This is a genomic window from Candidatus Abyssobacteria bacterium SURF_5, assembly GCA_003598085.1.
GTDB lineage: Bacteria > Abyssobacteria > SURF-5 > SURF-5 > SURF-5 > SURF-5.
Window position 1 is genome coordinate 1 of the sequence record QZKU01000095.1, and the last position, 24,392, is coordinate 24,392.

Consider the following 24,392-nt stretch of genomic DNA (forward strand, 5'->3'; position numbering starts at 1 on the left):
AAGCCTCAATGTCTTCAAATCTTTCTATCTTCGCCATCGGCTTCTTCTTCCCAACCTTGAACTTTGAACATTGAACTTTGAACTGCGCCTATCGCCATAACCCTCTATCGAATGAGCGATATTGTATCGCCTCACTGATATGCTCCGCTCTGATTGTGCCTGACTCTGCCAGATCTGCGATAGTTCGCGAGACCTTGAGGATGCGGTCGTAGGCGCGGGCGGAGATGCCGAGATTGAGGATGGCGGCCTTGAGGAGGTCTTTGGCATCGTCGGTCGCGGTGCAATATTTCTTCACTTGCCTGGCGCCCATCTGAGAGTTGCAGCAGATCTTGTCCGACTTGTAGCGCTCGCGCTGGAGGTCGCGCGCTTTCTGCACGCGCGTGCGGATGACGGATGACGGCTCGCCCGACGGCTCAGTGGTCTGCAGGTCGGTGAGCTTCAGCGCCGGCACTTCCATATGCATGTCGATGCGGTCGAGGAGTGGGCCTGAAATCTTCCCGATATATCTTTGAACCTGCCACGGCTGGCACGTGCACTCGCGGCGCGGATCGCCAAAGTTACCGCACGGGCAGGGGTTCATCGCGGCGGCAAGCATGAAATCGGCCGGGAACGTGAGCGAGTAGGCGGCGCGCGAGATAGTGACGGCACCCTCCTCGAGCGGTTCGCGCAGAGCGGCGAGCGCCTTGCGGCTGAACTCGGGAAACTCGTCGAGAAAGAGGACTCCGTTGTGCGCGAGGCTGACCTCACCCGGGCGCGGATAATTTCCGCCGCCGACGAGGGCAACGTCGGAGATGGTATGATGCGGCGAGCGGAACGTGCGCGTGGCGATGAGCGCCTTGCCAGGCGGCATGAGTCCGCTGATGCTGTGGATCTTGGTGATCTCGTGCGCCTCATCGAGCGTCATATCGGGCAGGATCGTCGCCAGGCGCTTTGCGAGCATGGTCTTGCCGGAGCCGGGCGGCCCGATCATCAGCACGTTGTGCCCGCCGGCGGCAGCGACTTCGAGCGCGCGCTTGACGTGTGCCTGTCCCTTCACGTCGGTGAAATCAATATCGTACTGCGAGCTTTGCTGGAAGGCGGAATCGACGTCGATGCGGTGCGGCTGGATTGGCGTGAAGTCGTCGAGGAAATCGACCAGTTCGCGCAGTTTTTTGACGGGAATGACTTCGATCTTTTCGACGACGGCGGCCTCGGCTGCATTATCGGCGGGTATGACGAGCCCGCGCTTGCCCGATTTAGCCGTTTGCAGCGCCATCGAGAGGACGCCGGCGATCCCGCGGATCGCGCCGTCGAGAGAGAGCTCGCCCGCGATGTAATAGTCGAGGAATTTGGCGGTCTTGATCTGTTCCGATGCGGCGAGGATCGCAACCGCGATCGGCAGATCGAACGAGGAGCCCTCCTTGCGCACGTCGGCGGGCGCAAGATTTATGGTGATGCGCCGGTTCGGGAGGTAATAGCCGGAGTTTTTGAGGGCGGCGATGACGCGCTCGCGGCTCTCCTTGACCGCATTATCCGGCAATCCGACGATTGTATAATGCGGGAGGCCGCCGCCGAGATCCACCTCCACCTCAACCTGAAACGCGTCCACTCCAAAGACGGAACTGCTGAATACTTTTGCGAGCATTGCTCCCCTCCCGGTTGCATGTCAGTGGAAAACAGCGACGCCATTATAATTGGACTGCGGCGAGCGTGTCAATAAAGGCGGGTTTGTTGAAGCTTCGGGGACAGACACCATTCTACGAATCCAAAAAACGGGATTCCGTAAATGGAGTCAGTCCCCTACGCGTTCAGGGGGACATTTCGGTCAGAACGCCAGTTTAGGGGTTTCGGCGCGGCATAATTCGCAGATGTCGTTTTCCGAGTGGATGAAGCCGGCGCCGCATGAATCGCAAGATTTCATGGCGGCCCGTAACAGCGTCTGAGGTTTTTGGTCAAACAGTCTTTTCAGGTTGAACGTATTGCTCGAACGGATCGCTTTGAAGCGGCAGGCTTGCTCGCAGTTTCCGCATGCGGTGCAGAGGTGCGCCTCGAAGGTGATCTCGAACAGATCCTCCTTCATCGAGTTCTTGAGGGCGCCCGTGGGACAGATACAAGAACAGAGACCGCATCCGGTGCATTCGTGTCCGACAGTTATTTCCGCGGCCGGCAAAATGTCTTGCTGGACTTCAAGCTCGGCGCGGCACTCCAGTCTCGACAAGATCGCCAGCAGATTCGTCCTTCTCCAATTATGTTGCCGCACTTGCGCGCGCTGATCCTGCTCGATAGTGCGTCCGGACGCGAGTAACATTCCAGCCAAACCGGCGGATTTCGATTTGATGCTTGTGAAAAAGGCGCGCCGGGCGAGCCGGTCTGGCGGCGGAACGTGCGCATCCGAAATCTCTTCAGGAGCGCCTGTTTCCGCCAACGCGATCTTATTCGGCTCGATTCCGATTGCGCGCGCAAGCAATCTTGAAGCGGTGATGATTTTGTCCTGGTGCGAGATTGTGCGAGAGTAGCGGCAGTTGCCGCAATCCCCCTTCGCAAGCACAATACGTTCGGCTCCAAAAACGAGCGGTGCGACAAGCAGAAACTCGGTGAGCCTTCCCAGACAGTTAAGCTGGACAGCGGATCGGCTCGCCCCGGTTGCATTCGAGCACCTGTAGTGGATCGTTTGCAGTTCCCGCTTCTTTATCGAGGGCACGAGCGGGAGCAGGATATCGATGTCGCGATTTTGTCGCGGGAGGAAGACGCCGTTGGGACATGAGGAGATACAGGCGCCGCATTCGAGGCATCCGGCGCCGACATGCGGGTATCCATCCTTGAACACGATCGAGTCAGCCGGACAGGATTCCGTGCAGAGCCGGCAGCCGGATTGCGGATAGGCGACCCGGCTGCACAGCGCCCGCATGACTCTCCTGCTCTCCCATATCTCGGATGAGAGGATGTTGCGCAAAGCGGTCACTGCCCGGACCCGTTCAGCGGTTCTTCCTGTCGTAAAATCTCCCGACTGCTTCTGACTCCAGCGGGAGCGAACCTATCGAAACTATTCTTTTCGATTTCGATAAACTCGCGGGTCATGCAGGCGATTCCGCGGAAGAAGTCGTTCTTCGTTCTTTCCAGGATCCTGCCGGTCAGGACCGGGACCCATACCGTCAAGTGTCTTCTGAGGAATTCCTCTTCGAATTCCAAAAATTTCACTGCCTCGTCAAGCTGTTGTGCGCTCCACGCGTTTCCTTCCTGCTCGCACAGAAAATACATCACCTGCAGCTCGAGCCCGATATGGTCGGGCAAGCTCCTGTAGCTTTTGTCGATTTCGGCGCCGATCTTTCGAATGGTTTTCTTGACATCGACAGCCGATTCGCCCATGAGGAGGCCTTTCACTTTTTGGCCGGCGATTTCCTTTTCGTCGCGATAGACCGACTCGTACGGCGTGACATATTGTCCGAGCGGCGCCACGAGCAGGTGAGTATATTCGATCTCGAGGGGCAGGATATCTCCCGAATACTGCTCCGCGAAATTTCTGAGGAACGAGACGCATCTTTCACTGAAAATCTCGCGGAGGTCGTCGAGCGAGCTTTTTGCGATCACCCTTTCAACCAGTTCCGGCTTTGGTTTTTCGAGGAAAACCGCGGCCAGGAACTGATAGATATTCTTGCGCGAGTGCGCCAGTTCTTCATTGAAGCCGGTCTCCCGAGGGTGCATAAGTCGAGTTCCTTTCGCAGTTAGATGAATCGAATCGACGGATGCGTGAGCTTCGGATTTGCAAAGCGGTCAGGCGCATTCCCGATTCCGTTCGGCACGAAGTCTCTCGTGTACTTGATCGCCCTTCCCACGCATGCATCCACACAGGCAGGATTCAAGCCTTCGCCGACCCTGTGAGCGCACAGGGTGCATTTCTCGACTTTGCGCGTATTCGGATTGTAGCGGGGCGCGCCGTACGGACAGGCCCACACGCAGTAGCGGCATCCCACACAGATGTCCTGGTCGATCAACACGATCCCGTCGCTTGCGCGTTTGGTGATCGCGCCGACCGGGCACGACTCGATGCAGGCGGGATCCGCGCAATGGTTGCACGCCATGGTGACGAAGATTTTCTTCGGGTTAGGGTAGACACCGGTTTCTTCGGTGATAACGGTCCGATAATTTGTCTTCAGCGGTGTGTTATTCTCCGATTTGCAGGCGACCACGCAGGTCTTGCATCCGGTGCACCGTTCCAAGTCGATTTCCCATCCGTATTGAGCCATTTCTTGTTCCCCCTTAACCTAGATCTTTTCGATCCTGACTCTTGAGTTGTAGAAGCTTGCGCTCCCGCCGATCTTATCTTGCAGTGTCACATTGCCGAGGACCGGGTCCAGGCGCAGGACCTGGTTACCCTGCAGTCCCTTGCCTCGTCCGGCGTCGTAATCCTGAAGCATCCCATCGATGGTGACGGTCGGCCTTGAGTTGAGCTGCCAGTGGCCGTAGCTTTGAGAGATGGCTGCGACTCCGGGCCGCATTCCCTGCGTCACCTTCGCCTTGCCTTTGATCCCGACTGAGTTGGAGATGGACGAGACCTTGACCATGTCGCCGGTCTCGATGCCGAGCGACCCGGCATCGGATGCGTTCATTTCGACATAGTTCTCGGGCATCAGCACCTGAACCAGCCAGGGATTCACGATGGTGCGCGATTGCGTGTGGTTGACCGGCTTGTATGTGACCAGCGCGAAGGGGTACTGGGCAACGTCATCGACGAGCTCATTACCCATCACGTCCTTGATCGGCTCATACTTCGGGACACCATCGAAGAATTCGCCGGTCATCGAGTCCTTTGTCGTTGCCAGGCTCTCGATGAACAGGCGGATGATGCCCTGGTAGCGGTGCGCCATGTACTCGCCGTCGTAAGCGGCTTCGTCTCCTTCAAAAATGCCTCCCTTGGCCAATATCTCGTTTGCCGAAACGCCGCTTTCCGCGGAGAAATTGTTCAACAGTTTACGGTACCAGTCCCAGGCGTTGTCGAGTTTGTCTCCGTCGGCAAACGCTCCGGCGCCGACTCCCGGCAGCCCGAGTCTCTTTGCGACGGCGACAAAGAAGTCCTCGATCAACATCGTATCGCCGACCGCGGGAGTATAGTTCATGTCAGCATCAAAGTCGCCGACCACCGGTTGCCTGAATGAACTCACCTTGGTCTGGATCGTGGGGGCAACGTGGGGAGTTCCCCATCTTTCGAGATAGGAGGGATCGGGCAAGATATAATCGGCCCAACAGGAGGTTTCGTCTGGCTCGAGCGAGAAAGCGATGAAGTGCGGGATCAGGCTTTCGTCGGCCAGAATGGCCTCATAGGTGGCTCTGGCGGCGGGCGTAGTGTACACCATGTCGTTCCAGTAGGTGAAGAGCACGTCGATCCCATAGGGGTATCGATCGGCGATACTGGGCAGAATCTCCTGGAAATTGCCGTTCTGCGCGTGCGGGAACCAGGGGCGTCGCGCCGGATAGCCTCCGTCTCTCGCGAAGATTGCGGGTGCATCGGTCTCGTAATTCGCCTTGACCCGTGTCACCTGGATTCCCGATGCCGTCGCTCCTCCGGGCACGCTGGTGACATCGACCGAACCGGGCGCGCCTTTTCCGTCGGCTTCGTGCCAGTGGCCTCCGCCGACGGTATTGCCGCCTTTCCAGTTCATGCTTCCGATGAGCGTGTTGAGCGCGAGGATGCAGAGAACGTTATAGGTTCCATTTGTGTGTTTGCATGGACCCCGATAAGGGTTAGCGACCGCGTTCTTGCCATGGCTGGTGAACTCAATCGCGATGTTCTCGATTACCGACACGGAAATCCCGCAGAGCTCAGCCCATTGCTGCATCGTCCTCGCGTTTGCCTGTTCCTTGAGGAGCGTGAAGGCGGTCTTGCACGTGTGCCCGTTGACCACGATCGAGTCGCCGGGCGCTTCGAGCAGACCGCGCCTTGCGGGATTCGACGTATTTGCCGGATCGGGTAGCGCAACAGCCGTTCCGTTTGATTCGTCGAGGATAACGTATTCGCTGCTCGTGCCTCCGGGCAGTCCTGCTTCGTCCGCCCGCAAATAGGCGGCAGCTCTTCCGCCGACAATCCGGACAAGGAAGGTGGAGTCGGTGAAGGAATATTCTTTTGGCGACGATTCGAGCGCCGCCGAAATATTGGCATTGCTGAGATATGTGCCGTCATACCGGCCGTTGCCGATCATGTACTGGATCATCGCGAGCGCGAATGCGGCATCGCCGCCGGGCTTGATGGGAACCCACTGGTCGGCCTTGGCGGCTGTATTCGAGAAGCGCGGGTCGACGACTACCATTTTTCCTCCGCGCTTCTTGAATTCCATCGTTTTCCGCGACAGCGGATTCATCGGGAATCCGGCTTCCAGTGGATTTGTGCCGATATAGAGGATGTAGCGGCAGTTGATAACGTCGGGTTTGAAATGATTGTTTTTGCCGTCGGTGGTGAGGCTTCCGGCCACGTGATGGCTGGTTTCGCAGATGCTCGTATGGTCGTGTCTATGGTTGATCGTTCCCAGTTGGTTTTTGAAGAAGCGATCGGTGAACTCCTTCTGCCCGTGTTCGAGGCGGCCCGGCGAGAAGAGCACCTTGTTGGCGATGGGCCCGAGTTCAGGGGCGGACGGATCTATGAGAGTTCCGGTGTCCGCATACGGCGAGAGGATCTGGGCGATCTCGTCTATCGCTTGTTCCCACGTAATGCTGACCCATTGCCCTTCGCCTCGTTTGGTGCCCGGCGCCCGCTTGATCGGGCCGAGCAGCCGGTACGGATTATAGACGGTCTGGACACCGCTTTGCCCTTTGACGCATACGGTACCGACTCTGTTTCTGGCCTCATTGACGGGGGTGGCATAGGATAGCCGCTCGCCCGGCTCGAGGCAGTTCGGATGGTAGGGGTTGCCGTCAATCTTAACAAGCACGCCATCGACCACTTTGGCGCGAATTCCGCATGAGCCGTGGCACATGAGACACACGCTGTACTTGATATCGACGCCGGCGTCAGATTCGAGCGGGTCGGGTGGAAATTCACCTGCGGTAAGCGCATAAGCCGGGGTCGGCTTTATGAAATTGGTTACGGTGGCAGCGGAGGCCAGGATGCCGCTCACCTTGATGAATTTTCTTCTGCTGAACTCCGGGTTCAACCAGCTATCCAATGAATTCTTTCTTTTCATCTTGCTCATGGAAGGATCTCCTTGATGTTTCTGAAATGGACGCGTAATGTCGGGCGATTCCTATTCCGCATAGAATCCATCTTCGACTCCGCCTGGGCCATGGCATGCGGCGCACAGGTCCGGATTCACCTGGCGCCTCAGCTTGCTTGCTGAATGCTCGAGCAGGTCGACGGTCCGGTGGCAATGCAGGCATTTTTCATTATTGGTGCTGCCGGGAATCTCCTCGAGCATCTCTTGGTGTATACCGTCGACATCAGGATCGAGCGAAGTCTCGTACTTCATGCTTCCGTGACATGCGACACACGTGGACATGTACTGCGGAGATTGGCTATTGTGCAACGCAATCAAATTCATGCCGGCGAAGGATTCGGGATCCGGCGGACTGGTAACATTATCCCCATCATTCGGCTCGCTACCCTGTTTCCAGAATGACCACACTTCCGCGCTGGTATGAATCGCGCCTGAGCCGTCAGTCGAGCTGCCGCCCTTCACCCTCCAATAGACTCTTCTTTCCGCGGGAAGCCTGTCCCACTCCGACGCAGCAACCTTATATGAGGGTGTGGAGAGAAGCGGCGTCCGCCACAGTATCCGCCCGAAATTCGGGTCAAAGGAATATTCGATTTTGAAGCGGTCGTCGCTTCCGGGCGACCATTCGAAAGTGGGTGAGCCCTCCTTATAGGAATAATTCAACGGCTTTAGGAGATGGATCTCCTCTGTCGCGGCGACTGCCGTGCCGGCCACCTTAGCGGCCCATGCGACTGCCGCCAGGCAAGCCAATAATGGAATTAAGAGAAACTGTGCGGTTGTAACTTTCATTTTTCCCCCCTGAACGTGACCCCTTTGAACCGGTCCCTCGATAACCGAAGGTTTCGCAACTTCTGTTTCAGTTGTCACACCCCCTGCTCGCCTCGTCGGCGACGGTGCCACCGATCCCTGGCGAAAAGACTGCTTAGGCAGAGATTACTGCCCGTTCATCTCACTTCGGGAAACAAGAGGGTAAAGGATTGTGGGTGTGTCCGTTTCGACAAGCAGCCGAATCAGGCTGAGGGGGTGAAAGGATACAATCCCCATGGTTCCACTGCCGCCGTATTGTTATCCGGCATTACGGCAGCTTCTTTTGAAGCTGCCGAAAAGAGGGCAATTAGCATGCCAATTGTCTTTTACGCTGCAATCCTAACTCGCAAATGTTTTCAATTCAATAACTTATAAGTGTTTATCAGCTTCTCCCGCAGGAAGCGCGCCGTCGTCGCCCGGAAAAATAACCGGCTTGTAATCTATCTGCAGACTGGACATTATTTGTCATCTTTTTATATTGGGAGAGGGGGCTTCAACTTGCTAACGTTTTGAAGAGGTACAACTAAGGAGAGTCCGGCGGCCGTTGCGATAGGCAGACCGCAGGGCCACGTATGAAAACCGGCGGGTTAATCAAATTGTTGACTAAATCAATCATCTTGGTCATAAAACCGGAATCTTTTCAGGTAAATCACAAGAATTGACTGTCTCAAATGGGGTATGCCGACAATTCAGATAAGGCTCGGGCAGAAGACGGTGATGCGGATGTCTCATCTGCGCTTCGCCGCAATGGAAAGCGCGAGAGAACGCCAGTCTAGTGCCATTGAGTTAAGTCACTCTTGTCCAAGATAACTTTTCCATTTCGAAAAAACGTTGGCGAATACGGAAAATTCATTGAACCGCAAAGGCGTCGGAGGCCGCAAAGCCAGAATAAAAGGAGGATTTAAGGGGTCTTGTTGTGCATGTCTTTCTCCGCGCTCTTCGCGCGCATCAATTCATCCGGACTCTTGTGGAAATGGTTGTTTCCTGGATGGCTCCTTTCTGGAAATTGAGCGCGGCGACGTCCCACTCCTTTTCGGCGGAATTATAGCTCCAGAGGTAGACGATGTTTCCTTCCTCGTTGCTGGTGACGAATTCACGTTGTGCCGGCTCGACGGCTGCGCGCGTCTCACTGCCAACCCAGAACGCGATGAGGGCGACCAGAAGGATCAACTGGACGAGTGCAATCTTTTTCCACATGTGCTTTCTCCCCTGTCATGAAGTTTTGCCGTTAACAAGTATGGACCACTATACCAGAGGTGCGGCCTGAAAACAAAAAAATTGTAGTCTGAACAACCTGAGGAAATGCTCGGCATTGCATCGATCTCCATCTTCCAGTGGACATTGATCACCGCGACGCGATAAGATATGCGCCGGAACGATTATACGAAAACCATTTGAGGTGGATCATGGAAGAGATACGCATCTTTTCGCCGACGGCCATTTTGGGATACGGCTACCCGAACTCGTCGCTGGAGGAGGCGATGAGACGCAAGCCGCACGTGATAGCAGTCGACGGCGGCTCGACCGACGGCGGTCCGTATTATCTCGGGATGCAGCTTGGAGAAGGCGGCGGGGGCGGCGGCTTTATCGAGATGCTCTCGCGCGACGTCGGCCCGCTGCTTCGGGCGGCGATGGATGCCGATATCCCGCTCATCATCGGGTCGGCCGGTTTCGCCGGCGCGGAGCTGCACCTGCAGGGCACGGTGATGGTGATCCGCAATCTGGCGGAAGAAATGGGGCTTCACTTCAAGATGGCGGTCATTCATGCCGAGATCGAGAAGGAATACGTAAAGGCCAAGCTGCGCGCGGGCAAAGTAGAACCGCTCGGGCCGGCGCCTGCGCTCAATGAGGACGAGGTCGACGCGAGCGTTCGCATAGTCGGGCAGATGGGAGTCGAGCCGTTTGTGAAGGCGCTCGAAGCGGGCGCGCAGGTGATCGTTGCCGGCAGGTCGAACGATCCGAGCATGTTCGCCGCGCTCCCGTTTATCCGGAATTATGATAAGGGGCTTTCGCTGCACCTTGCGAAAATCCTCGAATGCGCAGCCATCGCAGCCGAGCCCGGCAGCGGAAGCGACTCGATGATGGGGGTGCTGAGGCGCGATCATTTCCTGGTCGAGCCGACCAGCCCCGAGCGCAGATGCACTGTCACCTCGGTCGCCGCACACAGCCTGTATGAAAAATCAGACCCGCTGCGGCTGTATGGGCCGGGCGGAACCGTGAACCTGTCGGCGGTCAAGTTCGAGCAGCACGACGAGCGAACAGTGAAGGTGACCGGCAGCCGATATGAGCCGGTTCCGTATAAGATCAAGCTCGAAGGCTCGAAGAAAATCGGTTACCGGACCGTCTGCATCGCCGGCGTGCGCGATCCCGGCACGATCCAGAAGATAGACGTACTCATTGGCGAGACCAGGCGGCGCGTGGCGGAACAATTTTCCGAGCACAAGGATTCATACAGACTGATGTTTCATGTGTACGGCCGCGACGGCGTGATGGAAGACCTCGAACCGGTAAGAGCGGCGGCGCACGAGCTGGGCCTCGTCATAGAGGCGATCGGGCCGACTCAATCGATCGCGAGCGGCGTGTGCGCTTACGCCCACACGATCATGCTGCACCATGGCTTTCCCGGCCGCATCTCGACCGCCGGCAACCTCGCGTTTCCATTTTCGCCGCTCGACATCCCTGCGGGCCCGGTCTATGAATTCAATGTCTATCATCTGGTCGAGGAGGACGACCCCTGCCGGCTGTTCCCGATGGATATTGTCGAGGTGTAACATATGAAGACGAGAAACATAACGGAGCTTGCGCGCGTTATCAGGAGCAAGAATGCGGGCCCGTTCGAATTGACGTTCGACATCATTTTCACGGATGCCGACACGTACGAGAGAGTGAAGAGGAGCGGAGTGATCAGGCCGGAACTGTTCGCCGAGCTTTACCGGATTCCGGTCGAGAAGGTGCTCAACTTCTGCTTCTTCGATCCTGCGCATGCAGTGAAAGCGACGATTGCGCGCTCGATCAGTTCCGGCACTGCGGGCGATAACGATGTATTCGGAGCACAACAGCACGCGCCGCTGTTGCAGGTCGAGATCCCGTGGGACTAGGTGGCAGTGCCACCCCCGGTGGCAGTGTCGCACGGCACGCCACTCGCAGGTATAGGCCGTGAATTCCTGCGCTCTTGTTATTCTTGAGGCGGTACCTTGATTATCTCGTCGACACTGATCCGATACGCATATGAATGATGCTGGGGCCGGCCGATAAGCGCGCGCATCAGGCTTGCGTGCCACAGGTCGGTGAATGCAATTGTATCGGCATTGAGGAAGAGCAGGCATGCGGGCGCGCATTGCCCTTCTTTTCCGGAAACTCGCGCGTCGCCCACGATTTTCCCTGACAAATCCAGGGCGGTGATTCTGCCGCCGCGATTGTCGCAGGCGAAAAGCAGTTGTCGCGCCGGCTCGAAATACAGGCCGTCGGTCCACCCGCCGGGCTCAGCGAAAACAGTCGATTCCTTTGTCCGGAGATTCACTTTAGAGATGCGGCCGCTCGTTGTTTCCGCCACGTAAAGATATTCCTTGTCGGGACTGAGAGCAAGTCCGTTCGCGTACCGGAATTTTCCGAGCAGTTCGGTTGCCTCATCTGCGGGCGCGCCGATCCTTGTTTCGTCAGCCATATCGAAGCGAAACACGCGTCCCGAAAACATGCTGCTGTCGGAGACGTACATGACAGAGGATTCTTTATCGATCAGAATGAAGTTGGCCATGCCGATGCCGCTGCGGTACAGGCTGACCGTCCCGCTGTCCGGCTTGCCCGGTCCGATTACCTTCAGGACGCAGCCGCCGTCGAAATCCAGAGTGGCCGCGTAGATATCTCCCTGCCCATCAAGCGCAATTCCGACAGTGCTGATCCGCTTTGTTCGTTCGCCCGGCAAGTTGTTGAGGTCGGCGAACACCTGCATATCGCCGGCGGGCGAGATCGCCCTGATTTTGCCATTGTGGCCGCCGATAAAGATAGTTCCATCCGCGCCGAGCGCGATGCCTTCCGGCCCGGGTATCGGAGCGGAGTTGATTGCGCGAGCCGAAAGGTCGATTACGCGGTTTTCTTTCGATGCGGCGGTCGAAGGCGCCAGAACAAGCGCAAAGAAAGCGGCATAGATCGCGAGGGTTCTCATCGTCGTCTCCTCTTTTTTTTATTTCCCATGCGAAGGATGATATCACAGCCGGTTGAAAAAAGTCATCCGGAATCTCCGTCCGGGAGAATTGACTTTCAATTTCGGGGATTGCTATACTCGCTTTGGAGGCTTGGGAGAATTCCGCTACGGAGGCCAGGGAGAATGGGCAAGGTAACGCTTGTGCTGAGCGGAGGCGGCCTGCGAGGTCTTGCGCATATCGGCGTCCTCAAGGCAATGCACGCAATAGGCATTCCGGTGCACGAGTACATCGGAACAAGCATGGGCTCGCTCATCTGCGCTCTTGCCGCAGGCGGGCTCGGCTTGAAGGACCTCGAACAGCTTGCGCTTTCTCTCAAGAGCAGCGACATTCTCGACATAAATCCCTTCGATCTGGTCAGGAGAGGCATTCGCGTGAGCAGTCTGCACCGCGGCGAGCGGCTGCATCAGTACATCAATCGCATCATCCCGATCGACAGCTTCAAACTATTGGAGCGTCCGCTCCTGGTCAATTCAGTGGATCTGGACCGCGGCGAAGAGGTGTATTTTGGCAGCGAGGGCCGCGACCACATTCCCATCCATGATGCGGTGTATGCCTCCTGCGCAATCCCCGGCATTTTCCCGCCGCTCAAGTTCGAGGATTCGTATTACGTTGACGGCGGAGTCGGCACGAACCTGCCCGTCCACGTCGCCCATCAGCGAAAGGCCGATCTGATCATCGCGGTCAATCTGGGGCTTCCCCCGCTCGAGCACGCCGGCCAGCCTGTCGCCGAGGGCGGAATGATTAACATAATATTACAGAGCACCGGCATCATGATGCGGCGGATCTTGCAGCTCCAGCTCCGCGAGTACTACGAATATCCGCTCATTTTGATCGAGCCGCGCGCCACGAGCAGGCGCACATTCGACTTCGAGGAGACTGACCGTTCCATCCGGGCGGGCGAACGTGCCGCCCTAAACGTGCTCAGAGACCATCCGCTGTTGTCGTTGATTTAGACGGCACGCATTCAACGCCGTTTCCAGAGGAGAGAAATATGCTTGAAAAAATTTCCGTTTCCAGCACGACGAGGGAAGAGTTTATCGACATAACCGATTCAGTCCAGGCGGCCGTAAAGAAAGCCGGAGTAAAAGAAGGATTATGCGTGGTGTATGTGCCGCACACGACAGCAGGGGTGACAGTTAATGAAAACGCCGATCCGAGCGTGCGCGTGGATATCCTGTCGGCTCTCGATCGCCTCATTCCAAGGAATGATCCGAAGTACCGCCATGCCGAGGGCAATTCCGACGGCCATATCAAATCGTCGCTCGTCGGCTTTTCGCACGCGATCCCGATTTCCGGCGGGTCCTTGACTCTCGGCACGTGGCAAGGCATCTTTTTTTGCGAGTTCGACGGACCGCGCCGGCGATCGGTGTATGTGCAGGTGGTTCTCGCGGAAGCAAAGAGATGAGTACAGTGGGACAAGATCGCCCCGATCTGCTCGCAATGTTGCCCGAGGAAGTGGACGCCCTCTTTCTCGATATCGGTCTGCCGCGATATCGGTCGGCGCAGGTTGTCGAATGGCTCTACGTGCATGGCGCTCGCTCTTTTGATGAAATGACGAACCTGCCAAAAAGCCTTCGCGAGACGCTTTCGAAGGATCTGACGATCACAAATTTGCAGACTCTGAAAGTCGCCGTCTCGAGAGACCGAACCAAGAAGTTTCTGTTCGGACTCACTGACGGCGCCGCCATCGAGACCGTTCTTCTGCCGGAAGGCGAGCGCAGCACTGCCTGTATTTCGACACAGGTAGGCTGCGCGTTCGGGTGTCTGTTCTGCGCGAGCGGCGCGGGTGGGCTGGCCCGGAACCTTACGGCCGGCGAGATTGTCGATCAGGCGCGCAAGGCGAAATTTGATGCGGATGCCGGACGATTGACGAATATCGTGGTGATGGGAATGGGGGAACCTCTTGCGAACTACGAGGCCACCACGAAGGCGGTGCGCATCTTTCTCCATGAGCGGGGGCTTGCGCTCGGCGGGCGCCGCATAACGATTTCGACGGCAGGTTTTGTCCCCGGCATCAGGCGATTGGCCGCCGATGATCTGCCGGTTCGCGTCGCGCTTTCGCTGCATGCCGCCGATAACAGGACTCGCAACAAACTGATGCCGATCAATCGGAAGTACCCCCTCGAGCAGGTCATCGATTCGTGTACGGAGCTGGGGCGCCGGCGAACTCCGCTGACGCTCGAATACATGCTCATCTTTGAGATAAACGATTCGTTTGACGATGCGGCGCGGCTGGCCGATATTGCGCACGCGCTGAAGGCGAAGGTAAACCTGATCCCTTATAATCCCGTTCCCGGAGGCAGATACCGCGCACCGTCCGAGGAACGCGTTTTGCGCTTCCAGGCGAGACTGAGGGAGGCCGGGGTGCTTGCTTTCATCCGGCGTTCCCGCGGCACGGACATCGATGCCGCTTGCGGGCAGCTTCGCCAATCGGCTTCGCGAGAGGGGCACGGTTGAGACGGAGGCGGTCTACATGAAACGCCTGAGTTCGCGTTTATCCTAATTGGTGCGGACACTGTTCCATTTGTTCATCGGAAATGAATGCGCTAGCACGACCTGTCAATGAACGGTATACTGAAGGTAGCCGCAGGTGCGGTTCATTTTTTTGATATGCGGTGCGTTCTTTTGAAGCCGAAGGAGCAACATGGATGAGTTTGAAGGGTAAAAATACACTGGAGCAGATAAGCCGGCAGATTTACGTTTCGGATATTATCAATATAGTTTTTGTGGCTTTTCTCCTGGTGGTGGCGGTCGTGTTTTCCGACCGCGTGCAAAATCCCAAGTTGCTGATCATGCTGTACAGCGCAATGCTGGCGGCGGCTTTCTCGTTGATCTTGTTTGTGCGTCCGGAGTCGGGCTCAGTTCTGTACTTCCTGCGGCGATGGTATCCGATGGCGTTTGTAATTTTAGCATTTTTCAGCCTCGGCTGGGTGGTGCATTACGTCCTGCCATACGACATCGACTCTCAATTGATCGAAATCGACCTGTTACTCTTTCGAGTTCATCCGACGGTTTTCCTGTCGCAGTTCATGAACCCGTACGCGGTTGACCTTCTTGAAATCTGTTACGCGAGCTTCTATTTTCTGCCGGTCATCCTCGGCTTTGCGTTGTACCGAAAAAGGAAGATGCGTGAATTCGAGATGTTTGCGATTATTGCCTGTCTGGGATTCTATCTGTCGGATATCGGCAACCTTCTATTTCCCGCGCGGGGTCCGTCTCAGACGCTTACGGCATATCATGTGATTCCGCTCGAGGGGAAATGGGTGGGCGGTTTCATCCGGACGCTGATCTACACGCTCGAGCCGTACCGGTACGACTGCTTCCCCAGCGGTCACGTGGCGGTGACACTGCTGACGGTCGTTCTTGCATATCGCTTTGAGCGGCGCCTGTTCTGGTGGATGCTGCCGATATCAATCGGTTTGGTGTTTTCCACCGTGTACCTGCGCTATCACTACGTGATTGACATTTTCGCAGGGGCGGCACTGTCCGGCGTTATCCTGACGGGGGCCGAAGCCGTTCAGCGGGTATGGCCGCGAGTTCGCCAGTTCAAAGCGAGAAGCCTTTTCTTTCAGACTTCCTACGCAGATAAGGACATTTCGTAGATGCGGTGGGTCTTGTATATTTTTCCGCCGAACATCTCGCACATCGTGCGCGTTGCGATATTATCTTCCAGAATCCAGGAGAACTCGGCTTCCGTATAACCGCGGCGGATGGCGGCATCGTACCCGTTGACAACCATTGCGGCCGCAACTCCCGTCTTTTGGTACTCTCTGTCGACGCCCAGCATGAAAAGACGCCCCCGCTTGAGCCTGGTTTTTGCCCGCAGGAAACGCAGCATGTTGAGAGGGCCAACCTTGCCGTTGAACTTTTTCACGATGATATTGAAATCGGGAATAAACATGTAATAACCGATCGGCTTCTCGTCCATCATGCCGATATAAATGAGGTCTTCAACCGCGACCATCAGCAAGTGCCGGTAAATATCCTCGAATTCTTCATCCGTCAGAGGCACAAATCCCCAGTTCTTGCTCCAGGCGTTGTTATACACCTTCTTGACCCGTTGCGCCTCGATGCCGGCCTCACGAAGATTGATCATGCGCGCATATACGTGGTTTTCGGCGGCTTTATCCGCCAACTGCCGCACGTAGGAAAAATCCACATCCTCATACTTCAGCAGATAGGAATACAGGTCCTTAGCCTTCTTGAGACCATATTCTTCCAACAGAGGCACATAATAACGCGGGTTGTATGAAGTAAGGACCACCGGGTCGAGGTCGAATCCGTCCACCAGTAGTCCGCACGACTCATGGTTTGTCGTGAAGCAGAAGGGCCCCCGCATCACTTCCATTCCCTTTTCTTTGAGCCGGTCGCGAACCGTATCCAGCAGCCGGGCGGCGACCTCATGATCGTTCAGAGCCTCAAAGAATCCGAACGTGCCCATTTTCTCGCCGTGGAAATTGATGTAATTCTGATCGATGCTCATGGATATCCGGCCGCAGATTTTGCCGTCGACTTTTGCAAGATAGTATTCGGCCTCGGCATGCTTGAAATAGGGATTTTCGGGCCTGAGAAACTTCTCCTGCTCCTTGATGATTGGCGGAACCCAATGAGTGTCTCCTCGATATACTTCCCAGGGGAACCTGATAAAATCCAGCAGGTCTTTCCTCGATTCGACAGGATGGATTTCGATGGATTTCCTTTTGGCATTCATTCGTTAATCCCCCTTGGCCCTTGGCGATGGGGACTGATTCCATTTACGGAATTCACGTCTTTTTGAATTCGTAGAATGGTGTCTGTCCCCAAAGCGGGAGCCGGACCACTCCATCGCCAGAGCAACACCCGGGCGACTCATCATCGGGCAGTCTCTGAGTCCCCCTATACAAGATGGTGCCTTAACTATGCGAGAATTCGACGGCCTCTGCTAGCCGGGTAGAGATGAGCGCTGCTGAAATTCGTTCGGGGACACGGTGAATGAAAAGGTGAAGGAGCCTGAAAAGCTCCGGTGCATAAACGTGACCACATTTTATCATGAAGTGCTCGATTTAACAAAAGCGCCTCCTCCCGCGCCGCCTCAACCGGTTGACTCATATAATAGCGTCTGCTACAATACGAAGGTTATTGCTGGGGGAAAGGGCGACGCTTATGGCACGCGGCGTCATGAAGTATGAAGGAGTAAAATCGCGCAATGCCAAGAGCTGCGATACGGGGGCTGGGACAGTATCTGCCTGAGCGGGTGGTAAGGAACGATGATCTGGCAAAGATGTTCGAGACCAGCGACGAATGGATTCGCCAGAGGACCGGCATCACGGAGAGAAGATATGTCGAAGACGGCACCGGCCCGGCCGATCTGGCCGTAAAAGCGACTGCGGACGCCGTCAAAGCGGCCGGCATTCAACTGACCGATATCGAATTCATCATCTTTGCGACGCTGAACCCCGACTACTTTTTTCCCGGGTCGGCTTGCATTCTCCAGGAGAAGCTGGGTCTCGCCGGCATCGGCGCGCTTGATATCCGAAATCAGTGCTCCGGCTTTATTTACAGCCTCTCGGTTGCGGACGCCTTCATCCGGATGGGGATGTACCGGCGAATCCTGGTGGTCGGCGCCGAGGTGCATTCTTCCGGTCTCGAATTCAGCGATCGCGGCCGTGACGTCACCGTTTTATTCGGCGACGGCGCGGGCGCGCTGATCCTTGAGGCGACCGAAGAGGACTGCGGAATTCTGTCAACCCATCTCCATGCGGACGGCCGTTTTGCCCAGGACCTCTGGATCGAGGCGCCTGCCGCATGCATGATGCCGCGGGTGACGCCCGAGATGCTGCAGGAGGGGCGCCATTATCCGCGGATGAACGGGAAGAAAGTCTTCAAGATGGCGGTCGAGAAGTTGCCGGAGGTTATCAATGAGGGGCTTCGAGCGAACGGCCTCACGATCGATGACGTGAGCCTGTTTATCCCGCATCAGGCGAACCTTCGCATCAACGAGCTTGTCGCACGCCATTTGAAACTGCCACCGGAGAGAATGTACAACAACATCCAGCGCTACGGCAACACGACCGCGGCCTCAATTCCGATCGCGCTGAACGAAGCGCTTCAGGAGGGGAAGGCGAAAAAGGGCGATGTCGTGCTGTTGGCCGCCTTCGGGTCGGGCTTCACCTGGGGCTCATGCCTTCTGCGACTGTAAGGACTTAAGAAACCGTCCCACCGCCTCGTTAAATCTTTCCGGCGCCTCTGTATGCGGAAAATGGCCCACCCCATCCAGAATCACAACCTGCGAATTCTTAAGTTTCTTGCCGGTCCCGCGCACCATATCCGGCGTTACCAGAAAATCGTCCGCCCCCGAGATCAAGAGAACAGGCACACCGATTCGATGAGACGTGTTGCAGATATCGAATGAATTGAATGCCTGCGTGTCGGCGGCCGTGACCTCCGGATGAATCCGCAGCAGGTCCTGCGCTATCTCCTCGATACGGGCGGCCGGGGTCGTCTTCGAGCAGAGCGACCGAAACGATTCCATCGTCATCTCGATCTTCAAGTCGAGCGGCGACTCCAGATATGCCTGATGGATTTCAGAAGCGAAAACGCCGACCACTTTGTCCGCGCCGTCAACGGGCACAACACCGCCGACGTTTTCGCCATGTTCGAGGGCGACCGTCATGCAGATGCCGGCGCCCATTGAATGCCCCATCAGCACGGGATGCCTGATCTCGAGTTCCTCGATGAATTCCCAGACGAAGCGGGCGTATTTTTCCGTTTTCTTTATCGGCGGCAGCACGACCTCCGATTTGCCGTGCCCGGGCAGATCGATTGCGTAAACCGCATGAGTCTCCGCAAAAAAAGGAATGTTATATCGCCATGAGGTTGTATCCTGCCCCGCTCCATGAACAAGTACTATCGGCGCGCCTTCTCCAAACCGTTCATAGAATATGCGCCTGCCCTCGAGGTAACAGAATGGCATGTGTTCCTCCGTCCAATCAGGGTTTATTCTTCTGTTTCATGCGCCGCAGAATATTCCAGAACGCGCCCGACTCGCCGGAGCGAATCGCGTCGGATAGAACAGAATTGTTATTGTAGTTGTAGTCGTTGCCTTCGCGCTGAGGCGAAGCAACGAAAAAGCGGTCGTCGCCGCCGACAACGTCCGCAAGCAGGGCGTAGGGGTCATCTCCCAAGAACGGAGACACGTAGTAAACCGGGCGAAGCAGGTTGCGCTCGTCTCCATCCAGTCCGTGGATGCCCGCCCTTTGCGGCTCGGGCAGGCGGAGCAATTTATCCGCCAGCGGAGTATGCGGATAAAGTCTGACTCCCAGGCTCGCGCCGATACAAGAGGCGGGCGTGTTCTTCATGAAGTCGATTGCCTCGCGGAGCGTATCCGGCGTCTCGCCCGGCGACCCGAGCAGCAGGTCAAACATGCATTCGATATCCTGTTCGCGACATAATCGAGCCGCATCGAGAAGCGAGTCGGCGGAGTGGGCCCTTCCCAGGGCCTTGAGCAGAAGCGCATTCGAGTGATCGGCCCCAAAATTGATGCCGGCGCATCCCGTTCTCTTCATCAGCAGCGCCAGTTCCTTGTCGAAAAAGGCCGGATTCATGTAGGCATACCATCGCATCTTTTCGTCGAGTCCGGCGCGAATCATCGCCCGGCACACGTCGGCAGCATGCGAGCGCGGTATGTTGAACTCGCTGTCGCAGGTGTGAAAACAGGTGATTCCCCTATCCGCAAGGCCCGCAAGCTCGCGGGCCACCTCGTCCGGCGGGCGAAGCCGGCAATTTGTTCCCTTAGCCTGCGGATCGGCGCAGTAAGAGCACGAACCGCTGCAGCCGCGCTTCGATTCGAAACCAACCATGCCGCCTTCTCTGAAATAGCGCTTGTTGTCGACTGTCTCGCGCTGGGTCAGGTCCACCGAGTTCAAATCGATCGGTGCGGGCGGATTCTGACGGATATTGCCATCTTGCCTCCATACAAGGCCTGCGATCTCTGATGTGGAATTTCCTTTGAGGAGGGCTTGGCCCAGCGCAATTGCCGGCGCCTCGCCGTCACCTCGAATTCCGTAATCGGCGCCCAGATATTCAAGCGCCGCCGCCGGAAAAATCGAGTAGCCTACTCCGCCCAGGACAAGCGGGGCATCAGAAAGCTGTCTCAGTCGCTCGATGATGGGTCGTATGCGGGCGAGACAAAAATCGCGGGTAGCGAAGTAGGAGTCGTCGACGTTGCGGATCGTGATTCCGATGTACAAAAAATCGTTCTCTGCCGCCCGCCGCAGGGCCGTATCGATATCATCTTCAAAAGCGAGGTCCAGGAAATCGATGGAGAAACCGGCCGCTTGCAGCGCTGACGCGAGATAATCGATTGCAATCGGCGCGACGGGCGGCTTCATCAGATTCGGATTGATGAGGAGAATCTTGTTTTCGCTCATTGGTTCTTTTTCGAGATCAGTTTCGCAAATCCCGCAAAAGCGGTTTTTTTCCTCCCAGATTCTACACCATCAAAGCTGCGCAGAACAAGATGCGTTCTTGGCGCTCCGCTATTCCTGTCGACGGGCGCCAGTATCGAAAGAAGGCGACTGAAAGAAACACTTGACAAAATTACGCTCTTCGTTTACGATTATCGTAAATAAGGGGAAATTCACCATGAATGAAATCAACCGCGAGATTCTGCTCGCCTTCTGGAAGGTGCACATTCTCTGCCACGCCGCTGAGGGGCCGCTCGTGGGACAGTGGATGCTCCAGGAATTGAGACGCCACGGCTACGATGTCAGCCCGGGCACGCTTTACCCGATCCTCGCGCGTATGGAGGCGCGCGGATGGCTTTGGTGCCAGCGAGATCCGGGTGGCGGGCCCCGCGCGCGGAAGGAATATTATCTGACGAAGCAGGGGCGCGCGGTACTGGCCGTGGTGGAAAGGCAGGTCAACGAACTGCACGGGGAGCTGTCGAGACTGTCGAAGAAGAAACCAAAAAAATGACGCCATTTCTCAGGCAATAAGGCTCCCCGTTCTATTTCCTTAAATGCAAGGGATAATTGACTTCTGCGTTTGGTCCTATGGATTGGTCTTGGTTTGGAGGCATATGGAGTACCTTCTCATAGCTATAGCTGCTTTCCTCGTTTCGGGGCTCACGCTTTTCTCAGGCTTTGGGCTGGGCACGCTTTTGCTGCCTGTGTTTACTTTGTTTTTGCCGGTCGAGGCTGCGGTCGCCGCGACGGCGGTGGTACACGGCGCGAATAATGTTCTGAAGACCGCGGTTGTCGGCGGTAAGGCGGATCGTGAATTGGTGCTGAAGTTCGGGATACCGGCGGTGGCGGCGGCCTTCGCCGGGGCGGCTGTGCTGGGGCTGGTCTCTTCTCTCGAGCCGCTTGCGACATATGAACTTGGCGGCCGGCGGGCGGTCATAACGCCGCTGAAACTGCTGATCGGGCTGTTGATGCTTTGCTTCGCCCTGTTCGAGCTTCTGCCGCGGATGCGCGACCTCAGCTTTCAGCGCCGGCATCTGTTCATCGGAGGACTGCTGTCGGGCTTTTTCGGCGGACTGTCGGGTCATCAGGGGGCTCTTCGGTCGGCTTTCCTGGTGAAAGCCGGGATATCCACCGAGGCGTTTGTCGGCACGAACGCAATCATCGGCCTTACCGTTGACGCTGCTCGAATTCTTGTGTATGCAATGCTTGCGGCGGGCGGCGCGTTCGCCTCTTTGAGCGGCGCGAGAGAGCGCATGCTGGTGTTGGTTGGTATAGGGGCCGCTTTTCTCGGCGTGCTGGCGGCCAAGCGGTACATCAGCAAGGTGACCATGGCGAACGTGCAAATCCTCACCGGAGTCATGCTCGCCGGCGTCGCCATTGCGCTCGCGCTCGGGATCATCTGACCGGAAACCTGAAGCCCCGCCGGCGCGCAAAAGCGCCTTTAATCGTTGAAAAAAAAGGATTTTCTCTATATTATGAAAGAGACAGATTCATGTGGGAGACCATCGAGGACAAGCCGGTGAAGGTATCCATCATCCTGCCGACGTACAACGAGAGCGAGAACATCATTCCCTTGCTCAGGCGAATTCTCGACGCGCTCGACTCGGTTGCGGGCGCCGAGGTCATTATTGTCGATGATTCCAGCCCCGACGGCACCGCCGAAATTGTAAGGCGCGAATTCGGACAGGATGCTCGCGTGCGGCTGCACGTGAGGGTTGGCGAGCGCGGGCTGGCGACCGCCATTCGAAAAGGGATCGACTTAAGTTCGGGCCAAACGATCATCGTGATGGATTCCGACTTCAACCATGACCCGAAGTACATCCAGCAGTTCCTCAAGCTGATCCAGTATTACGAGGTGGTGGTCGGCTCGCGGTTTCTCTACGGCGGCGGCATGGAGAGCCGGTGGCGCTACTACGCCAGCTTCCTTTACAATCTGTTCATCCGCTTCGTGCTCGGCATCCCGATCAGGGATAAGCTGAGCGGTTTTTTTGCGGTTAGACGCGAGATACTGGACAGGCTTTCCTTCGACAATATCTTCTACGGGTATGGCGACTATTTCATCCGGTTTCTGATGGCGATGGTGGACCTGAAGCTGAGCGTGCTCGAGATACCGGTATTTTACGATAACCGCCCGGCTGGTGAGAGCAAAACGATGTTTTTCAAGGAATTCATGAGGTACACCAGGTCGGTAATCCGGATCAGGTTATCGAGCAGGGCGTCGCGCTTCAAAGGCGTTGCGCATCGCGAGCCGGCGACACCGGCGGCTGTGAAACGATGAATGTGCAGCCCGAGGCGTTGCGCCTGTTTATCAATATCTACTTTTTCGCCCTGGGGGCGGTGATCGGCAGTTTCCTCAATGTGTGCATTGCGCGCCTGCCTGAAGGAAAATCGCTCGTGCGGCCGGCGTCGCACTGCCCCTCGTGTGGCTCTTCGATCAGGTGGTTCGACAATATCCCGATCGTAAGCTTTCTCTTGCTGCAAGGCAAGTGCCGCCGGTGCGGCCTGCCGATCTCTTGGCAGTATCCCGCTGTCGAACTCCTGACTGCTATTCTCTTCGTGTTGTTGTTGCAGCGATTCGATCATGCGGTCGCGCTGGTGGTTTACCTCGTTTTTGCCAGTGCGCTCGTGGTCATCAGCTTCATCGATCTCAAGCATTACATCATTCCGAACGAGATATCGATTCCCGGCATTTTCATTGGGTTGGCGTTGAGCCTGCTGCCCGCCCGCCTTACCGGAGGAGAATTCGTTTTGCCCTCCTCGTTCTTCTTCCTGTCGGCGGACCCGCCCCATGTTGTGGGATCGTTCCTCAATTCGCTCATCGGCTGCCTCGTTGGCGGCGGTCTCCTCTACCTCACGGCGATCTTTTCGCTGCTCGTTTTCAAGAAGGAGGGGATGGGCGGCGGCGACATCAAGCTGCTGGCGATGGTGGGCGCGTTTCTGGGATGGAAGCTCGCGCTGATGACGATCATGCTCGGCTCGGCGCTCGGGGCCATCGTGGGCATTACGCTGATCATCCTGCGGCTGAGGAAACGCACCGATTACATCCCATTCGGCCCGTACCTCGCGCTCGCGGCGCTGCTCTCGCTGCTTTACGGCGACCAGATCATGCAGGTGTACCTCGAATTCGGCGAGCAAATCAATGAGCTGGTCATGAAGGTCATCGGCTGACATTCTTTACGCGGATTTTCACGGGCGCAAAATGCAATACTTTCGAATCCCTTTGCCGGGTGCGAATTCATTCGCCCATACTTTCTGCTTGTTTTGAAAGACAGGAAATATGTTCCGATGCTAGCCACAACGAAAGCACGTTTATATCCGTTGCCCGACAATTTCCGCCGCTGAACGATCAGCTTGACATCCTCCGCAGTTTTAAATATTATAGGTGAAATTTTTTACCGGCCTCGGGAGAAGAAGAGGCAAATCCGCTGTTTCAAATGCAGCATCGATGGCCCTGTGCCTGAATATAGGAGGCCGTTCAAGCGTCGAAAAGAGTTAAAGAACTGTTTATCAAAAACCATGATTTTCGGGACCATTGTGGCACTAAAGTTGAAGGGTATCTTTCGAAAAGTCCTTTAAAACCGCAAAGACGCAAAGTGCACGGAGGAGCATCTTAAGAGAGCCCGTATTTCTCATCAATTCTCTTTTTTAGCTCTCCGCGCCCACTGGTGTGCCAGGAAAAGCCTGGCTGACTTTATAATCTGAAACGTGATTATCCTGCTAATTGCTCGTACAGCAGGTAGCGAAGCGGGCGGCAAGCGGAG

At 56.4% G+C, this 24,392-nt stretch carries 22 protein-coding genes; 11 read left to right on the forward strand and 11 right to left on the reverse strand.

Features of this window, described 5'->3' with window-relative positions; all coding sequences use genetic code 11:
* Nucleotides 1–88: 88 nt before the first annotated feature.
* The 7 genes from C4520_13615 to C4520_13645 all read right to left on the reverse strand — a co-directional run bounded on the left by C4520_13615 (nt 89) and on the right by C4520_13645 (nt 9,182).
* Nucleotides 89–1,624, reverse strand: a complete 1,536-nt coding sequence (locus tag C4520_13615) for an ATP-binding protein (protein ID RJP18910.1) — start codon at nt 1,622–1,624, stop codon at nt 89–91.
* A gap of 180 nt (nt 1,625–1,804) precedes the next feature.
* Nucleotides 1,805–2,941: a hydrogenase iron-sulfur subunit gene (locus C4520_13620; protein ID RJP18911.1), complete on the reverse strand. Its 1,137-nt coding sequence runs from the start codon at nt 2,939–2,941 to the stop codon at nt 1,805–1,807.
* A complete protein-coding gene (locus C4520_13625; protein RJP18912.1) occupies nt 2,938–3,681 on the reverse strand; it encodes a hypothetical protein in 744 nt (247 codons plus the stop codon). The genes C4520_13620 and C4520_13625 overlap by 4 nt, the downstream gene beginning before the upstream one ends.
* Before the next feature lie 20 nt (nt 3,682–3,701).
* A complete protein-coding gene (locus C4520_13630; protein RJP18913.1) occupies nt 3,702–4,223 on the reverse strand; it encodes a 4Fe-4S dicluster domain-containing protein in 522 nt (173 codons plus the stop codon).
* Between the two features lie 18 nt (nt 4,224–4,241).
* Entirely contained in the window at nt 4,242–7,160 is a 2,919-nt protein-coding gene (locus tag C4520_13635; GenBank protein RJP18914.1) for a molybdopterin oxidoreductase, read from the reverse strand.
* Between the two features lie 51 nt (nt 7,161–7,211).
* Complete coding sequence (locus tag C4520_13640; protein ID RJP18915.1) at nt 7,212–7,967, reverse strand: hypothetical protein; 756 nt, start codon at nt 7,965–7,967, stop codon at nt 7,212–7,214.
* A 966-nt stretch (nt 7,968–8,933) separates the two neighbouring features.
* Nucleotides 8,934–9,182 (reverse strand): hypothetical protein, encoded by a 249-nt coding sequence (locus tag C4520_13645; GenBank protein RJP18916.1) that lies wholly within the window; start codon nt 9,180–9,182, stop codon nt 8,934–8,936.
* Nucleotides 9,183–9,391: 209 nt separating this feature from the next.
* Between C4520_13645 and C4520_13650 the strand changes: the two genes are divergently transcribed.
* Together C4520_13650 and C4520_13655 are read left to right on the forward strand one after the other, a co-directional pair.
* On the forward strand, nt 9,392–10,756 hold the full coding sequence (locus C4520_13650) for an acyclic terpene utilization AtuA family protein (GenBank protein ID RJP18931.1): 1,365 nt from the start codon (nt 9,392–9,394) through the stop codon (nt 10,754–10,756).
* A gap of 3 nt (nt 10,757–10,759) precedes the next feature.
* Nucleotides 10,760–11,083 carry a DUF4387 domain-containing protein gene (locus C4520_13655; protein RJP18917.1) on the forward strand — a complete coding sequence of 108 codons (324 nt, stop codon included), beginning with the start codon at nt 10,760–10,762 and terminating at the stop codon, nt 11,081–11,083.
* 77 nt (nt 11,084–11,160) lie between these two features.
* Here C4520_13655 and C4520_13660 read toward each other — a convergent pair whose 3' ends face one another.
* A complete protein-coding gene (locus C4520_13660; protein RJP18918.1) occupies nt 11,161–12,147 on the reverse strand; it encodes a hypothetical protein in 987 nt (328 codons plus the stop codon).
* Nucleotides 12,148–12,174: 27 nt separating this feature from the next.
* Here C4520_13660 and C4520_13665 point away from each other — a divergent pair, with 27 nt between their 5' ends.
* The 4 genes from C4520_13665 to C4520_13680 all read left to right on the forward strand — a co-directional run bounded on the left by C4520_13665 (nt 12,175) and on the right by C4520_13680 (nt 15,789).
* On the forward strand, nt 12,175–13,140 hold the full coding sequence (locus C4520_13665) for a hypothetical protein (GenBank protein ID RJP18919.1): 966 nt from the start codon (nt 12,175–12,177) through the stop codon (nt 13,138–13,140).
* Nucleotides 13,141–13,178: 38 nt separating this feature from the next.
* Complete coding sequence (locus C4520_13670) at nt 13,179–13,592, forward strand: YjbQ family protein (GenBank protein RJP18920.1); 414 nt, start codon at nt 13,179–13,181, stop codon at nt 13,590–13,592.
* Nucleotides 13,589–14,644 carry a 23S rRNA (adenine(2503)-C(2))-methyltransferase RlmN gene (gene rlmN, locus C4520_13675; protein ID RJP18921.1) on the forward strand — a complete coding sequence of 352 codons (1,056 nt, stop codon included), beginning with the start codon at nt 13,589–13,591 and terminating at the stop codon, nt 14,642–14,644. Before C4520_13670 ends, rlmN begins: the two co-directional genes overlap by 4 nt.
* Before the next feature lie 191 nt (nt 14,645–14,835).
* Complete coding sequence (locus tag C4520_13680; protein ID RJP18922.1) at nt 14,836–15,789, forward strand: phosphatase PAP2 family protein; 954 nt, start codon at nt 14,836–14,838, stop codon at nt 15,787–15,789.
* Here the strand turns inward: C4520_13680 and C4520_13685 are convergent.
* Nucleotides 15,765–16,898: a GNAT family N-acetyltransferase gene (locus C4520_13685; protein ID RJP18923.1), complete on the reverse strand. Its 1,134-nt coding sequence runs from the start codon at nt 16,896–16,898 to the stop codon at nt 15,765–15,767. The two genes, C4520_13680 and C4520_13685, sit on opposite strands and share 25 nt — an antisense overlap.
* A 474-nt stretch (nt 16,899–17,372) precedes the next feature.
* Here C4520_13685 and C4520_13690 point away from each other — a divergent pair, with 474 nt between their 5' ends.
* Nucleotides 17,373–18,365 carry a ketoacyl-ACP synthase III gene (locus C4520_13690; GenBank protein RJP18924.1) on the forward strand — a complete coding sequence of 331 codons (993 nt, stop codon included), beginning with the start codon at nt 17,373–17,375 and terminating at the stop codon, nt 18,363–18,365.
* Here the strand turns inward: C4520_13690 and C4520_13695 are convergent.
* Both C4520_13695 and C4520_13700 read right to left on the reverse strand, forming a co-directional pair.
* Entirely contained in the window at nt 18,345–19,139 is a 795-nt protein-coding gene (locus tag C4520_13695; protein RJP18925.1) for an alpha/beta hydrolase, read from the reverse strand. The genes C4520_13690 and C4520_13695 overlap by 21 nt on opposite strands.
* A gap of 16 nt (nt 19,140–19,155) precedes the next feature.
* Nucleotides 19,156–20,595 (reverse strand): radical SAM protein, encoded by a 1,440-nt coding sequence (locus C4520_13700; GenBank protein ID RJP18926.1) that lies wholly within the window; start codon nt 20,593–20,595, stop codon nt 19,156–19,158.
* A gap of 214 nt (nt 20,596–20,809) precedes the next feature.
* Between C4520_13700 and C4520_13705 the strand changes: the two genes are divergently transcribed.
* From C4520_13705 to C4520_13720, 4 genes are all read left to right on the forward strand, one after another.
* Complete coding sequence (locus C4520_13705) at nt 20,810–21,142, forward strand: PadR family transcriptional regulator (GenBank protein ID RJP18927.1); 333 nt, start codon at nt 20,810–20,812, stop codon at nt 21,140–21,142.
* Between the two features lie 103 nt (nt 21,143–21,245).
* Complete coding sequence (locus C4520_13710; protein ID RJP18928.1) at nt 21,246–22,034, forward strand: sulfite exporter TauE/SafE family protein; 789 nt, start codon at nt 21,246–21,248, stop codon at nt 22,032–22,034.
* Between the two features lie 89 nt (nt 22,035–22,123).
* Nucleotides 22,124–22,909, forward strand: a complete 786-nt coding sequence (locus C4520_13715) for a glycosyltransferase (protein RJP18929.1) — start codon at nt 22,124–22,126, stop codon at nt 22,907–22,909.
* Nucleotides 22,906–23,799, forward strand: a complete 894-nt coding sequence (locus tag C4520_13720; GenBank protein RJP18930.1) for a prepilin peptidase — start codon at nt 22,906–22,908, stop codon at nt 23,797–23,799. The genes C4520_13715 and C4520_13720 overlap by 4 nt, the downstream gene beginning before the upstream one ends.
* Nucleotides 23,800–24,392 lie beyond the last annotated feature (593 nt).

What these genes read in the sequence shown, in the direction of transcription:
- C4520_13615 (RJP18910.1), bottom strand. Translation starts at nt 1,624, where the DNA reads ATGCTCGCAAAAGTATTCAGCAGTTCCGTCTTTGGAGTGGACGCGTTT.
- C4520_13625 (RJP18912.1), bottom strand. Translation starts at nt 3,681, where the DNA reads ATGCACCCTCGGGAGACCGGCTTCAATGAAGAACTGGCGCACTCGCGC.
- C4520_13630 (RJP18913.1), bottom strand. Translation starts at nt 4,223, where the DNA reads ATGGCTCAATACGGATGGGAAATCGACTTGGAACGGTGCACCGGATGC.
- C4520_13635 (RJP18914.1), bottom strand. Translation starts at nt 7,160, where the DNA reads ATGAGCAAGATGAAAAGAAAGAATTCATTGGATAGCTGGTTGAACCCG.
- C4520_13640 (RJP18915.1), bottom strand. Translation starts at nt 7,967, where the DNA reads ATGAAAGTTACAACCGCACAGTTTCTCTTAATTCCATTATTGGCTTGC.
- C4520_13645 (RJP18916.1), bottom strand. Translation starts at nt 9,182, where the DNA reads ATGTGGAAAAAGATTGCACTCGTCCAGTTGATCCTTCTGGTCGCCCTC.
- C4520_13650 (RJP18931.1), top strand. Translation starts at nt 9,392, where the DNA reads ATGGAAGAGATACGCATCTTTTCGCCGACGGCCATTTTGGGATACGGC.
- C4520_13655 (RJP18917.1), top strand. Translation starts at nt 10,760, where the DNA reads ATGAAGACGAGAAACATAACGGAGCTTGCGCGCGTTATCAGGAGCAAG.
- C4520_13660 (RJP18918.1), bottom strand. Translation starts at nt 12,147, where the DNA reads ATGAGAACCCTCGCGATCTATGCCGCTTTCTTTGCGCTTGTTCTGGCG.
- C4520_13665 (RJP18919.1), top strand. Translation starts at nt 12,175, where the DNA reads ATGCGAAGGATGATATCACAGCCGGTTGAAAAAAGTCATCCGGAATCT.
- C4520_13670 (RJP18920.1), top strand. Translation starts at nt 13,179, where the DNA reads ATGCTTGAAAAAATTTCCGTTTCCAGCACGACGAGGGAAGAGTTTATC.
- rlmN (RJP18921.1), top strand. Translation starts at nt 13,589, where the DNA reads ATGAGTACAGTGGGACAAGATCGCCCCGATCTGCTCGCAATGTTGCCC.
- C4520_13680 (RJP18922.1), top strand. Translation starts at nt 14,836, where the DNA reads ATGAGTTTGAAGGGTAAAAATACACTGGAGCAGATAAGCCGGCAGATT.
- C4520_13685 (RJP18923.1), bottom strand. Translation starts at nt 16,898, where the DNA reads ATGAATGCCAAAAGGAAATCCATCGAAATCCATCCTGTCGAATCGAGG.
- C4520_13690 (RJP18924.1), top strand. Translation starts at nt 17,373, where the DNA reads ATGCCAAGAGCTGCGATACGGGGGCTGGGACAGTATCTGCCTGAGCGG.
- C4520_13695 (RJP18925.1), bottom strand. Translation starts at nt 19,139, where the DNA reads ATGCCATTCTGTTACCTCGAGGGCAGGCGCATATTCTATGAACGGTTT.
- C4520_13700 (RJP18926.1), bottom strand. Translation starts at nt 20,595, where the DNA reads ATGAGCGAAAACAAGATTCTCCTCATCAATCCGAATCTGATGAAGCCG.
- C4520_13705 (RJP18927.1), top strand. Translation starts at nt 20,810, where the DNA reads ATGAATGAAATCAACCGCGAGATTCTGCTCGCCTTCTGGAAGGTGCAC.
- C4520_13710 (RJP18928.1), top strand. Translation starts at nt 21,246, where the DNA reads ATGGAGTACCTTCTCATAGCTATAGCTGCTTTCCTCGTTTCGGGGCTC.
- C4520_13715 (RJP18929.1), top strand. Translation starts at nt 22,124, where the DNA reads ATGTGGGAGACCATCGAGGACAAGCCGGTGAAGGTATCCATCATCCTG.
- C4520_13720 (RJP18930.1), top strand. Translation starts at nt 22,906, where the DNA reads ATGAATGTGCAGCCCGAGGCGTTGCGCCTGTTTATCAATATCTACTTT.